This is a genomic window from Micromonospora chalcea (genome assembly GCF_002926165.1).
GTDB classification, from domain to species: domain Bacteria; phylum Actinomycetota; class Actinomycetes; order Mycobacteriales; family Micromonosporaceae; genus Micromonospora; species Micromonospora chalcea.
In genome coordinates, this window is the sequence record NZ_MAGP01000001.1 from 382,051 (window position 1) to 394,206 (window position 12,156).

Consider the following 12,156-nt stretch of genomic DNA (forward strand, 5'->3'; position numbering starts at 1 on the left):
CTAGCCGTGCGGGACACGGATCGCGGATCGGGAGTTCAGCAGGGCGGTGGCGGCGAGCCGGCTGGCGGCCAGGACGGTCTTGGCGGCGCCGCCGCTGCCGCCGGTGAAGGTGTGCACGGCGCCGGCCACTGCGCGCAGTGCCAGGCCGGGCGGGTCGCTGTAGCAGTCGACGGCGCTGACCGGCGGGCCGTCCGGGCGCGGGTCCAGGCCGGGCAGCCGCCGCGCGGCGACCGCCCGGACCCGCGCCGCCAGCCCGGAGTCCGGGCTGGGCGCGGGCGGGTCGACGTCCCAGCGGTCGCTGGGCAGCCCGAGAAGGACACGCCCCGGACCGGCGGGCCGCCCGTACAGGCCGCTCGTCTCGTCGACGAAACACGGCAGGTCGGCCCGGCCGGTGCGGTGGTGGGCGTACTGGATGTGCTTGGTGCGCAGCGTGCTCGGCAGCCCGGCGGCGCGCAGCAGGCCCGGCGTCCAGGCTCCGGCCGCCACCACGACGAGGTCGCCGGTGAGCCGGTGGCCGTCGCGCAGGTCGACCGCGCCGTCGCCGAGGCGGGCCACCGGCGTGGTCTCGGTCCGGTCCAGGCCCCGCAGGACACTGCGGCGCAACCGGTCCGGGTCGAGGTGGCCGGCCCGGCGTTCCCAGACCCCCACAGTGCCGTCCGGGAGCCGGTCGAAGCCGAACCGCCGGGAGACCTCGTCGCGGGTCAGCACCTCGGCCCCGGCCACGCCGGCCGCCGCACCGGCGTCGACGGCGTCGAGCAGGTAGAGCGAGCCGGTGGCCCGCCACCCGGCGGCCGCGGCGAGCGCCGGGTCGTCCCGCAGTTCGGCGAGGCTCGCGGTGGCCAGGGCCCGGGCGGCCGGATCGGGCTCGAAGGCGCGTACCAGGCCACCGGAGGCGGCGGTGGCGTCGGCGTGCCCGCGGGCCGGGTCGCCGCCGTGCGGGCCGACCAGCACCGCCTCGGCGCCCGCGTCCCGCAGCCGCCGGGCGAGCAGGACACCGGCGAGGCCCGCGCCGACGACGAGCACGCGGGGCTCACCCACCGGAGGCCGCCGGTTCCGCGCCGCCGACGACGTCGAGCAGGCGGGCCGCCCGGTCCGGGTCACCGGGGTACGCGGCCAGCGCCGCCCGGACGACGGTGGCGCTGTCGAAGTGCGCCGGGCGCAGCGCCTGCTCACCCCGGGTCAGCTCGACGTCGGCGAGCACACCGTCCAGACCGGGTACGGCCCCGGCGAGCGTGGCGGCGTAGCGCGCCTTGAACGCCTCGTACGCCTCGGGCCGGAAGTCCGACTCGTAGCGGTCCGGCCGGTCCCAGCTCAGGAACGCCCGCACCACGGCCGGGTCCTCGTCGGCGAGGAACTCGTGCGCCCAGATCGCGTGCCCCCGGCTGGTGGAGAACTTCGCGCCGGTGAGCCGGTAGAACTCGTTCACCACCAGGCCGGTCGGCCGGTCGGGCAGCCCGGCGGCCAGGTGCAGGGCGGGGATGAGCAGCGCGTAGTAGAAGGCGTTGTCCACCCCGAGGAAGATCCACTGCTCGTCCACGTCCCGCCACGCGTCGAGGTACCCGGCCAGGGTGTCCGCGTCCGGCCGCAGGTGGCGGGCGGGCAGCAGCAGGTTCGCCAGGGCCATCTCGGCCCAGACGTCGATGCGCAGGCCGTCGTCCCACTCGATGCCCCAGTCCGTCGGGTACGCCAGCGGCACCTCCGGCAGCCCGTCGTCCAGGTACGACGCGACGAGCCGGCGCAGCCGGGGCGGTAACACCGCCCCGGACCAGAACCCGGCGAGCCGTTCCCGGTGCTCGTCCAGCCGCAGCACCGGCACCGTGTGGGTGACCGGCTCCGGTGGCGCGTCGCAGCAGGTGGACCGCGCGTCGACCAGGTTCGCGGCGCTGCAGAAACCGCCGCACCCCTCGCAGGTGCCGCCGTTCGCGCCTGCCCCGCAGGCCGGGCAGCGCCCGGCGACCCGCACGTGGTGCAGGGTCCGCCGGCAGGCCGCGCAGGCGCGCAGCGACACCGGCGCGACCTCGACCACCTTCGCCTCGACCAGTTCGGTGAGCAGGCCGGCCACCGCCCGGCGGTACGCCTCGTCGGCCAGTGGGTCGGCCATCACGTCGTACCGGATCCGCGCGGCGCGCAACGCGGCGTGGATCAGCGACCCGTAGCGGGCGACCGTGTCGGCCGGCGTCTCGCCGTTCGCCTCCGCCCGGGCGAGCACGTAGTTCTGGTGGGCGTCCAGCCCGCACTGGGTCACCACCCGCCGGCCGGCGGCGCGCAGCGCGCGGGCCGCCACGTCCCCGGCGACGTACGGGCCGCTGAGGTGCCCGAGGTGCAGCGGACCGTTCGGGGTGGGCGGCGGGGTGACCAGGAGCACCGCGCCCCGCCCGGCCGGATCGTCAGCCACGGCCGGTCCCGTCGCCCGCGTCCGTCCGGCCGGTCTCGGGGCGCGGCATCCAGTAGACGCTCAGGATGGTCAGCGGCTGTTCGGGGGAGGGGTTGTGGATGACGTGGCGCTGCTCGGGTTCGAGCAGGATCACCCCGCCGGTCGGCACCTCGACCTTCTCGCCGCCCGCCTCGTAGATGGCGGTGCCGCGGGTCACCACGGCGAACTCCACCTCGGGGTGGACGTCCTCGGTGCTGCTGCCGCCGGGCGGGATCACGCACCACATGGCGTCGAACGGCAACGGGCCGAGATCGCGGTACTGGGTCCAGCGGCCGATCTGGATGCCGTACTCGTCGGTGAGCTCGGCGGTGTCGCTGACGTACCTTCGCATGTTCGTCCTCCTGGTCGGCGCGATGCCCGTCGGGCGCGCCGGACGGATCTGGGTTTGCGGAGAGTGACCGGAAGTGGTGCTTCTGCGACGCAGAGCCAACCGCCTGCCGGAGTGGCAATTCGACTTCGGTCGATAGCGTCGGACCCACTGTGGACCTAACCTCGGCTGGCCAACAGGAGCTACACCGGCAGATCACCGGCAATGGCGCTACTGATTGCCCGCTCAGTGGCCGCGCAGTGGTGGTCCGCCTGTACGAATCCACCAGAACCGGTACGGAGACGACGCTGTGATCGGCTACATGGATACGTTGGGTGACGAAATTGCTACCGCTCGGCGACGAGCCAACCTGACTCAGGAGGAACTGGCCGCCCGCACCGGACTGAGCGTCCGGAGCATCCGCAACCTGGAGTCGTCGCGGGTGACCCGCCCGCGCCCGGCGACAGTGCGGCTGCTGCGCGACGTGCTCGGCCTGCCGGCCCACCCGGCGCCGGCCCGGATCCGCCCCATGCAGTTGCCGCTGGAGATTCCCGGCTTCACCGGCCGTTCGGCACAACTACGGCAACTCGACCGGCTGCTCGACGGCGGACCGCGGCGGATGTCCAGCGTGGTGGTCTGCGTCCTGTCCGGACGCTCCGGGATCGGCAAGACGGCGCTGGCGCTGCGCTGGGCCCACCGGTCCGCCGCACGGTTCGTCGACGGGGTGCTGCACGTCCAGCTCGGCGGAAGCGACTCGCGCCGGCCGGCGGTGGCGCCCGCGGAGGCGCTCGCCGGCCTCATCGAGGCGCTCGACGTGCCCGGCGGCATTCCCTGCGGTCCGGCCGCGCGCACCGGGCTGTACCGCAGCGTGCTCGCCGGGCGCCGGATGCTCATCGTGCTCGACGACGCGCGCGACGCCGAACAGGTCCGGCCGCTGCTACCCGGTGTCCCCGGCTGCATGGTGGTGGTGACCAGCCGGGACCGCCTCACCGGACTGGTCGTCGGCGAGGCCGCGCGTCCGGTCGTGGTGGACGAGCTGGCGGCCGGTGAGGCGTGGGAGCTGCTGGCGGCCCGTCTCGGCGAGCGTCGCCTCACCGCCGAACGCGAGGCGGTACGGCAGATCATCGCCCACTGCGCGGGGGTGCCCCGGGCGCTGGCGGTGGTCGCCGCCCGCGCCGCCGTCGCGCCCCGGCTGCCGCTGGCGGAGGTGGCCCGCCAACTGCGGTAGGGACCGGCGGACCGGGGCGGTCGCGCGGCGCGGGCGCCCCGGTCAGCGCCGGTCGGCGCGGGTGCCGGCGCGGGCGGCCACGTGGGCCGGCACCGGCGCGGTCGGCGGGAGCGCCGGGTCGGTCACCGGCTGCTCCCAGCGGGCCACGAGCGGAAGCTCGCCGGCCCAGAGTCCGAGCGCGGCGTCCGGGCTGTCGCCGTCGTCCGGCGGGCCGCTGCGCGTCTTCACCGACGCCTCGGCCAGCGGCAGCGCCAGCAGGGCCGTGGCCGCCAGCTCCCGCCGGTTCGGGCGGCGGGCGTGGTCCCACTGGCCGGGGGCGACGTGCTCGGTGAGCAGGCGGAGTCCGTGCAGCTTCTCCTCGGTGCCGGTCACCCACCGGGGCCGGCCGTAGATCATCGCGCTGCGGTAGTTGACGCCGTGCTCGAACACCGAGCGCGCCAGCACCAGGCCGTCGACCACGGTGACCGTGACGCAGACGTCGGCGTCGGTGGTGAGGCTCCGGCTGGCCACCGAGCCGTGCAGGTAGAGGTGGCGGTCGTCGAACCCGTAGACGGTCGGCACCACCATCGGGTGACCGTCCACCAGGACGCCGAGGTGGCAGACGAACCCGGCCCGGAGCACGTCGAACAGGGCGGCGCGGTCGCGGTGCCCCTTCTCCTTCATCCGGCGCAGGCTCGTGCGGGGCGTCGCGGACAACTGCCCGTCGGCATCGGTCATGGCTGATCTCCCGTCGGTCCCGCCGTTTCTACCGGGCCGGACGGCGCTCCTCAAGGGGGCCGGCGGGGACGACCCGGTCAGGTCGGCGGGTGCTCGCGGCAGCCCCGCGGTCGCCTGCTCAGCGGACCTTCCTCGTCGGTCGCTTACGAGGTGGCGTCAGCAGTTCGGCGATCGCCGAGATCGCGGACGGCACCAGACGGTAGTACGCCCACACACCCCGCTTCTCCCGCTCGATCAGACCGGCCTCGGTGAGGATCCGAAGGTGATGGCTGACGGTCGGCTGGGAGAGCCCGAGCGGCGCGGTGAGGTCGCTGACGGACGCCTCGCCCTCCGGAGCGGACTGGATCAGGCTGAGCAGGCGCAGCCGGGCCGGGTCGGCCAACGCCTTCAGCACTCCCGCGAGGCGTTCGGCATCGGCACGCTTGATCGGCTCGCCGGTCAGCGGCGAGATGGCAGGGGTGGCAGTTTTCGCAGTTCCCACGCTTGCATCGTTGCATCAACGGCCGCCGCATGCCGGTGCAACCAGGACCGGATCATGGTGAGTCGCACGACAGGGGTGTCAGGCGGCGGGGCGCAGGTCGGCGAGCAGCCGTTCCACCCGGGCGCGGATCTCGTCTCGGATGGGGCGTACCGCGTCGACGCCCTTGCCCGCGGGGTCTTCCAGCTTCCAGTCCTCGTATCGCCTGCCCGGGAAGACGGGGCAGGCGTCACCGCAGCCCATGGTGACGATGACGTCGGAGGACTCCGCCGTCTCGTACTCCAGGCGCTTGGGGGTCTGGTCGGTGATGTCGATGCCGACCTCCCGCATGGCCTCGACGGCGGCGGGGTTGACCTGGTCGGCGGGCGCGCTTCCGGCGGAGCGGACCTCGACGGTGTCGCCGGCGAGGTGGCGCAGCCACCCGGCGGCCATCTGGGAACGGCCGGCGTTGTGCACGCAGACGAACAGGACGCTGGGTTTGTCGCTCATCGGGTCTCCATGATCCTGATGGTTGCCGTGGCGTGCCGCGGCGCGGTCGGGGCATCTCATGGCCGGGTTCCCGGCGCGGGGAACAGGCGGGCACGGGCCCACAGCGACACGTAGACCAGGCCGACGAGAACCGGGACCTCGATCAGCGGGCCGACGACGCCGGCGAGGGCCTGGCCGGAGGCGATCCCGAAGGTGCCGATCGCGACCGCGATCGCCAGTTCGAAGTTGTTGCCCGCCGCGGTGAAGGCCAGGGTGGTGGTGCGTTCGTAGTTCAGGCCGATGGCCCGGCCGAGCAGGTAGGAGCCGGCCCACATGAGGGCGAAGTAGGCCAGCAGCGGCAGGGCGATGCGGGCCACGTCGACCGGCCGGTCGGTGATGGCCTCACCCTGCAGGGCGAACAGGACGACGATGGTGAACAGCAGTCCGTACAGGGCGACGGGTCCGACCCTGGGCAGGAATCGCCGCTCGTACCAGTCGCGGCCCCTGGTCCGTTCGCCGAGGCGGCGGGACAGGTAGCCGGCGAGCAGGGGGATGCCGAGGAAGACGAGCACGTTGCCGGCGATCTCCCAGCCGGAGACCTGCAGCGCGGCGCCGTCCAGACCCAGCCAGCCCGGCAGCACCGACAGGTAGAACCAGCCGAGCAGGCCGAACGCGAGGACCTGGAACACCGAGTTGACGGCGACGAGGACCGCTGCCGCCTCCCGGTCGCCGCAGGCCAGGTCGTTCCAGATGATGACCATCGCGATGCAGCGGGCCAGGCCGACGATGATCAGACCGGTGCGGTACTCCGGCTGGTCGGCCAGGAACATCCAGGCCAGGGCGAACATGACGGCGGGACCGACGATCCAGTTGAGGATCAGCGACGAGACCAGGAGGCGCCGGTCACCGGTGACGGTGTCGAGGCGGTCGTAACGGACCTTGGCCAGTACCGGATACATCATGATCAGCAGGCCGAGGGCGATGGGCAGGGAGATGCCACCGACCTCGACGGCGTCGAGAGCGTCGTCCAGGCCGGGAACGATCCGGCCGAGCAGCAGGCCGGCGACCATGGCCAGGCCGATCCAGACCGGCAGGAACCGGTCGAGGCGCGAGAGGCGTGCCACCAACGGTGGGGCGTCTTCGGCTCTGGTGGCGGTGCTCATCGGTCTGCTCCCGTGGATCGTCGGTGCCGGCGCGTGCGCGTCGGGTGAGGTCGCCCTGTGCCGGGCGGCTGCGTCGGGCGCCCGCAGACTGAGGCGGTGATCAGGCCGGCTTCCCGCAGGGTGCGGCGGTGTGCGGGGCGACGCGATCGACGCGGTCGGCGAGGTCGGCGTAGGCCGCCTCGAACGCTTCGTCGGTGTCGACGCGGGCCGGGTCCGGCACGGACCAGTGCAGGCGGGGGCGGACCGGCCCGGTGAGTTCCTCGTGGGCGTTGTCGCAGACGGCGATGACCAGGTCGCCGTCCCGGGCGACGTCGTCGACGTGTGCGGTGCCGGCCGGGCCGAGGTCGAGGGCGTAACGGTGGGCCACGGCGAGCGCGCGGGGATGGACCCGCGGTGCCGGCCTGGTGCCGGCGGATGCGGCGTCGCCGTTGGCGCGCTGCCTCCACAGCGCCGCGGCCAGTTGCGAGCGGGCGGAGTTGTGGGTGCAGACGAAGACGACCCGATGCGCGCCCGCCAGTGGTGGCGGCGTGAGGGCGGAGAGGGCGGCCGGTCGGAGTCGAAGGTAGATGCGTCGCCGATCGCCCTCCGACCGGCCCCGAACGACGAGGCCCGCGTCGGCGAGGACCTTGACGTGATGGGCGACCAGGTTCGTCGGCATGGCGAGGGTGTGTGCGATCTCCCCGGGTGAGGCGTCGCCCAGGGTGAGCGCGTCCACGATGGCCAGGCGGGCCGGGTCGCCCAACGCGGCATGGACCCGCGCGCGCTCGACCAGCGAGTAAGACTCAATGTCCATTGACTCAATGATTTCTGATTAATCTGGAGGCGTCAAGCCGCGCGGCCGGATCCCCCGGGAGCGCGAGTCGCCGCGCGGTGGTCTACCGCTGCGCCGCGGCGGTCGGCTCGATCGACAGCAGGCCGGCGAGCTGGCGCAGGATCTGTGGCCGCGCCCGGTAGTAGACCCACGTGCCCCGCCGTTCGGCGTCCACCAGGCCTGCCTCGCGCAAGGTCTTGAGGTGATGAGAGATCGTCGGCCCGGTCAGGTCGAACGCCGGCGTCAGGTCGCACACGCAGGCCTCGCCGCCGTCGGCGGAGGCGATCATCGACATCAGCTGCAGCCGTACCGGATCACCGAGGGCCTTGAACGCGGGCGCGAGGATCGCGGCCGTCTCTGCCGGGACCCGGCGCTGCGCCAGTGGGGGGCAGCACGGCGCGTCGGCGTCGAGGTCGACGAGGGGGATCGGCGCTTGGCGCTTCGGCATGCCTCTAGGTTGACATCCATCTAATCAGCGTGCAACTCTCTGTTTAGACATATGTCAAGACAAGGTGCTCCCAGGAAATGAGGCTCGTCATGTTCGGCTTCCCGCGTCGCCGGCCGTCATCCGTGGCAGGGGTCCGGTTCTGCGACTCCTGCGCCCGGGTGTCCACTCCCGCGCAGAGGATCGCCCGCCTCCGCGACCGCGCCCGCACCACCGCCTACGCGCTGACGGCACCCCGCTGAGAAGCGGGACCGCTGCCCTGCGGATCGCCCGCTCCGGCGCCTGCTAGGCTTCCATCGTCAATCGGCGATTAACGATGGAGGGAGAGATGATGGGGGACCTCCTCGACCGCGACACCGCGCAGACCTATGCCTCGTGGTTCCGGGCCCTCGCGGACCCGACGCGGGTGCAGGTGGTGGAGTACCTGGCCCGCCACGCCCGGCCGATGAGTGTGGGGGAGATCGTCGCCGCCGTCGGGCTCGCCCAGTCCACCGTCTCCCAGCACCTGAAGATCCTCACCGAGGTGCGGTTCGTGCTCGTCGAGCCGGTCGGCACCGCACGCCACTACCGCATCAACGACGCCTGTGTCGGGTGCTTCCCGTCCGCCGCCGACGTCGTCATGGGCCGCCCGGCCCCCGATCCGGTCGGAGCCTGCTGAGGCAGGCGTCACCCGCACCTCTTGATCCGCCATTCTCAACACCGAGGAGTTCCCGATGAGTGTCCTGGACGAGTCGCCCGTCGTGGTGATCGGCGCGGGCCCGGTGGGTCTCGCCGCCGCCGCCCACCTGCACGAGCGTGAGCTGCCCTTCCTCGTCCTGGAGGCCGGGGACACCACCGGCGCGGCGGTGCGGCAGTGGGGGCACGTGCGGCTGTTCTCCCCGTGGCGCTACAACGTCGACCCCGCCGCCCGCCGGCTGCTCGACGACGCCGGCTGGGTCGCCCCGGTCGAGGATGCCCTGCCCACCGGCGCCGAGCTGGTCACCGACTATCTCCAGCCGCTCGCGGACCTGCCGCAGCTCAAGCCCCACCTGCGCTACGGCGCGCGGGTGGAGGCGATCAGCCGGCTCGGCCTGGACCGGCTGCGCACCGCCGGCCGCGAACAGACGCCGTTCCTGATCCGCCTCGCCGACGGCGACGAGTTGCTCGCCCGCGCCGTCATCGACGCCTCCGGCACCTGGGGCACCCCCAACGTCCTCGGCGCCTCCGGCCTGCCCGCCCGCGGCGAGACGGACGCCGCGGCGTTCCTCGAGCACGCCCTGCCCGACGTGCTCGGCAGCGGCCGGGACCGCTTCGCCGGCCGGCACACCCTCGTCGTCGGCGCCGGCCACTCCGCCGCGAACACCCTGCTCTCCCTGGCCGAGCTGGCCACCGCCGAACCCGGCACCGAGGTGACCTGGGCGATCCGCTCGGCCAGCCCCGCCCGCACCTACGGCGGCGGAGACGCCGACGCCCTGCCCGCCCGCGGCGCGCTCGGCGCCCGGCTGCGCGACCACGTCGACGCCGGCCGGATCAGGCTGCTCACCGGATTCTCCGTACACGCCCTCACCCCGGCCGAGGGCCGGGTCACCGTGGCCGTCCGGCACGCCGACGGCACCGACGAGTCCGTCACCGTGGACCGCGTCGTCGCCGCCACCGGCTTCCGCCCCGACCACTCCATCGCGGCCGAGCTGCGCCTGGACCTCGACCCGGTCATGGGAGCCACCCGCGCCCTCGCCCCGCTGATCGACCCGAACGAGCACTCCTGCGGCACCGTCCCGCCGCACGGCGCCGCCGAACTCGCGCACCCCGAGGTCGGCTACTACGCCGTCGGCATGAAGAGCTACGGCCGCGCGCCGACGTTCCTGATGGCCACCGGCTACGAGCAGGTCCGCTCCGTCGTCGCCGCTCTCGCCGGCGACTGGGACGCCGCCCGCGACGTCCAGCTCGACCTGCCCGAGACCGGCGTCTGCAACAGCAACCCCGCCGACTCCACCGGCGCGGACAGCTGCTGCGGCCCCGACCCGGCGGCCACGCCGGCCGCACAGGGGCTGGCGACCGGAATCTCCGGGGGCCTGCTCTCCGCGCCGCTCAGCCTGGTCAGCCTCGACACCCCGACCAACGGCGAGACCGGCGGCTGCTGCACCAGTTGATGACCACCACGACGGCGCCCGCCGGCCCCACGGCCGGCGGGCGTCACGGGTGGCGCCTCGTCGCCGCCCTCGCCGTCACCAGCACCATCGGATACGGCACCCTCCATCGCCTGCTGGCCGCGGTCACCACCGCCCGCCTTCTCGCCGCCGCCGCGATGCGCTCGGTAGGGAGCGGACAGCCCTAGCCGAGCAGCGTCCGCAGCGCCCCGGCGAGGCCGGCGCCGGCGGTGACCGGGTGGAGGAAGGACAACCGGATGTCGGCGTGACCGTCCGGCCGCTCCGCGCGCAGCACGATGCCCTCGGCGTCGAGCGCGACCGGGACCATCCGCGTCGCGCCGGCGCTGACGGCGCTGTCGACGAGCGCACCGAGCCGGTCCAGGAGGTCGCCGTGGCACCGGGTCAGGTGCGCGAGGTGGGCGGCCTCGTCGACGGCGATCGGGTCCGGGCGGGCGGCACGGTACGTGCCGAGGTCCACCGCGACGGGTTCGGTGGCCCGGTCGAGGAGGATCTCGTCCGGCTCGATCGCCCACAGCGCCACCGGCGGCAGGTCGAGCAGCGACATCACGGTGGCCGGGTCGCAGGCGTCGAGCGCGGCCGGGTCGAAGCGGCGGGCGGTGCCCAGGATCCGCAGCCGGTCCCGCACCCGCGAGCGTACGGCGACCGGAGCGAGGTGGGTCACGTCCACGCGTACCGCACCGCGGTGACCGCGCGCGGCCACCAGCAGGCCGCCGGTGCGGCTCATCGCGTCGACCGCGAGGACGATCGTGCCGTCGGGGAGGACTGCGTGGGCGGACAGGAGGTCGGCGGTGGTGTCGCCGAGCGTCAGCCGCAGCGACGAGGCAGCGCTCAGCACGCACCGGGCGGCGACGGCGTCGCGGGGCGTGGAGGTGACCGGAGACGGCCCGGCGGCGACCGGGGTGACGCCGGTCGACGGGGCCGGGCGCCCGGCGGGGTGCAACGCCATGTCTGTCTCCTCGGCCGGAAGGGGTGAAGTCGGCCCAGGTCAGACGGTAGTAGGTAAGCCTTACCTGTGCAACGGCGGGTCGGGTGCCGGAGACGCATACGGGTCACGACGGTGACCGTCGTGACCCGTACGGGCGTGGGTGTCCGCTTTGTCAGGCGGGCTGGTAGGTCAGGCAGTCGCTGACGGTGGCGCCGGGGCCCACCGTGATCGACTCGGCCGTGCAGGCGAGGTTGGTGTTGAACACGCACTCGGCCCGCGCGCACGCGCCCACCGCGCCGGTGACCTCCGCGATCCCGCCGCTCAGCGACGACTCGACGAACGTCGCGCAGGACGCCGCGTCGGCGCTCGCCGCCACGGTGATCGCGGGCGCGTGACAACCGTTGTCGTTGAAACTGCACGCCGTGGCGGCGCACTCACGTACCGGCGGAGACTGCAACAGCGTCTTCATGGTGCCTCCAAGTCATGCGGGCCGGCGGTGCGACGGCCGGCCTCGTGGTGCTCGAATGCCATTCGGTATTAGCCCTGCGAGCGGGGCTTCAAACCTGTCCGCCCGAAGTGAGGATCATGCTCACCATAGCAGCGGAATGCGGCGTCGGCGGCGGTAAACCGTCGATCCCGCGCGAACTCCCGGGCGGGCGAAGATGAGGCTTACCTTTGTAAGGAAAGCCTTTGTTTGCCGGTGCGAGGTGGGCGTTCGCTGGCCCCGTCCGCGCTGGTCCGAGCGCAGGGTGCGGTCCGGCGAACGGCCTGGAGCGCGCCGAGGGTCATGCGCCGGATCGGGGAGGTGAATTGATGTGCGGAAATCGGCGCTCCGGAGCCGGGAATTGGTTTCGCCGCCCGGGGCGGAAATCGAATTTCCGCAGCGCCGGTTCCGTACACGGAATTGTGCGCCCGCGCCGGTCGGCGGCGGTGGGTCGGCCGGGGGTCCGCGTCGTGCCCGTGCGCCGGGCTGTCGTCCGCGCGGGCCGCCCGGGGCGGGGGCCCGCGCGGACGACAGCCCGGCGCACGGGCA

General features: G+C 73.8%; 15 protein-coding genes. 4 read left to right on the top strand and 11 right to left on the bottom strand.

Features of this window, described 5'->3' with window-relative positions; all coding sequences use genetic code 11:
- From BAW75_RS01035 to BAW75_RS01045, 3 genes are read right to left on the bottom strand one after another with little or no spacing between them, the layout of a single operon-like run.
- Positions 1-1,038: an NAD(P)/FAD-dependent oxidoreductase gene (locus tag BAW75_RS01035; RefSeq protein WP_104112342.1), complete on the bottom strand. Its 1,038-nt coding sequence runs from the start codon at positions 1,036-1,038 to the stop codon at positions 1-3.
- Positions 1,031-2,395 carry a class I tRNA ligase family protein gene (locus tag BAW75_RS01040; RefSeq protein ID WP_104112320.1) on the bottom strand — a complete coding sequence of 455 codons (1,365 nt, stop codon included), beginning with the start codon at positions 2,393-2,395 and terminating at the stop codon, positions 1,031-1,033. The genes BAW75_RS01035 and BAW75_RS01040 overlap by 8 nt, the downstream gene beginning before the upstream one ends.
- Positions 2,388-2,765 (bottom strand): cupin domain-containing protein, encoded by a 378-nt coding sequence (locus tag BAW75_RS01045; protein ID WP_064445565.1) that lies wholly within the window; start codon positions 2,763-2,765, stop codon positions 2,388-2,390. The genes BAW75_RS01040 and BAW75_RS01045 overlap by 8 nt, the downstream gene beginning before the upstream one ends.
- A 298-nt stretch (positions 2,766-3,063) precedes the next feature.
- Between BAW75_RS01045 and BAW75_RS01050 the strand changes: the two genes are divergently transcribed.
- Positions 3,064-3,969 carry a helix-turn-helix domain-containing protein gene (locus tag BAW75_RS01050; RefSeq protein WP_205796698.1) on the top strand — a complete coding sequence of 302 codons (906 nt, stop codon included), beginning with the start codon at positions 3,064-3,066 and terminating at the stop codon, positions 3,967-3,969.
- A gap of 42 nt (positions 3,970-4,011) precedes the next feature.
- On the opposite strand, the gene BAW75_RS01055 is transcribed toward BAW75_RS01050, so the two are convergent.
- The 6 genes from BAW75_RS01055 to BAW75_RS01080 form a co-directional block, all read right to left on the bottom strand.
- Entirely contained in the window at positions 4,012-4,686 is a 675-nt protein-coding gene (locus BAW75_RS01055; RefSeq protein WP_104112321.1) for a pyridoxamine 5'-phosphate oxidase family protein, read from the bottom strand.
- A gap of 118 nt (positions 4,687-4,804) precedes the next feature.
- A complete protein-coding gene (locus BAW75_RS01060) occupies positions 4,805-5,167 on the bottom strand; it encodes an ArsR/SmtB family transcription factor (RefSeq protein WP_043323144.1) in 363 nt (120 codons plus the stop codon).
- Between the two features lie 78 nt (positions 5,168-5,245).
- Positions 5,246-5,653 carry an arsenate reductase ArsC gene (locus tag BAW75_RS01065; protein ID WP_069088393.1) on the bottom strand — a complete coding sequence of 136 codons (408 nt, stop codon included), beginning with the start codon at positions 5,651-5,653 and terminating at the stop codon, positions 5,246-5,248.
- 56 nt (positions 5,654-5,709) lie between these two features.
- Positions 5,710-6,795: an ACR3 family arsenite efflux transporter gene (gene arsB, locus BAW75_RS01070; RefSeq protein WP_043323148.1), complete on the bottom strand. Its 1,086-nt coding sequence runs from the start codon at positions 6,793-6,795 to the stop codon at positions 5,710-5,712.
- 100 nt (positions 6,796-6,895) lie between these two features.
- On the bottom strand, positions 6,896-7,588 hold the full coding sequence (locus tag BAW75_RS01075; protein WP_104112322.1) for an arsenate reductase/protein-tyrosine-phosphatase family protein: 693 nt from the start codon (positions 7,586-7,588) through the stop codon (positions 6,896-6,898).
- A gap of 82 nt (positions 7,589-7,670) precedes the next feature.
- Positions 7,671-8,054 carry an ArsR/SmtB family transcription factor gene (locus tag BAW75_RS01080; protein WP_064445568.1) on the bottom strand — a complete coding sequence of 128 codons (384 nt, stop codon included), beginning with the start codon at positions 8,052-8,054 and terminating at the stop codon, positions 7,671-7,673.
- Between the two features lie 328 nt (positions 8,055-8,382).
- On the opposite strand from BAW75_RS01080, the gene BAW75_RS01085 reads away from it, so the two are divergent.
- From BAW75_RS01085 to BAW75_RS01095, 3 genes are read left to right on the top strand one after another with little or no spacing between them, the layout of a single operon-like run.
- The gene (locus BAW75_RS01085) at positions 8,383-8,709 is read left to right on the top strand and encodes an ArsR/SmtB family transcription factor (RefSeq protein WP_369799347.1); all 327 of its coding nucleotides are present in this window, start codon (positions 8,383-8,385) and stop codon (positions 8,707-8,709) included.
- A 55-nt stretch (positions 8,710-8,764) separates the two neighbouring features.
- Positions 8,765-10,180 (top strand): NAD(P)-binding domain-containing protein, encoded by a 1,416-nt coding sequence (locus BAW75_RS01090; protein ID WP_104112323.1) that lies wholly within the window; start codon positions 8,765-8,767, stop codon positions 10,178-10,180.
- Positions 10,180-10,365 carry a hypothetical protein gene (locus BAW75_RS01095; protein ID WP_104112324.1) on the top strand — a complete coding sequence of 62 codons (186 nt, stop codon included), beginning with the start codon at positions 10,180-10,182 and terminating at the stop codon, positions 10,363-10,365. The genes BAW75_RS01090 and BAW75_RS01095 overlap by 1 nt, the downstream gene beginning before the upstream one ends.
- Here the strand turns inward: BAW75_RS01095 and BAW75_RS01100 are convergent.
- Together BAW75_RS01100 and BAW75_RS01105 are read right to left on the bottom strand one after the other, a co-directional pair.
- The gene (locus BAW75_RS01100; RefSeq protein ID WP_104112325.1) at positions 10,362-11,144 is read right to left on the bottom strand and encodes a DUF2470 domain-containing protein; all 783 of its coding nucleotides are present in this window, start codon (positions 11,142-11,144) and stop codon (positions 10,362-10,364) included. The genes BAW75_RS01095 and BAW75_RS01100 overlap by 4 nt on opposite strands.
- A gap of 151 nt (positions 11,145-11,295) precedes the next feature.
- Positions 11,296-11,592 (bottom strand): DUF1540 domain-containing protein, encoded by a 297-nt coding sequence (locus BAW75_RS01105; RefSeq protein ID WP_013286940.1) that lies wholly within the window; start codon positions 11,590-11,592, stop codon positions 11,296-11,298.
- Positions 11,593-12,156: the final 564 nt, after the last annotated feature.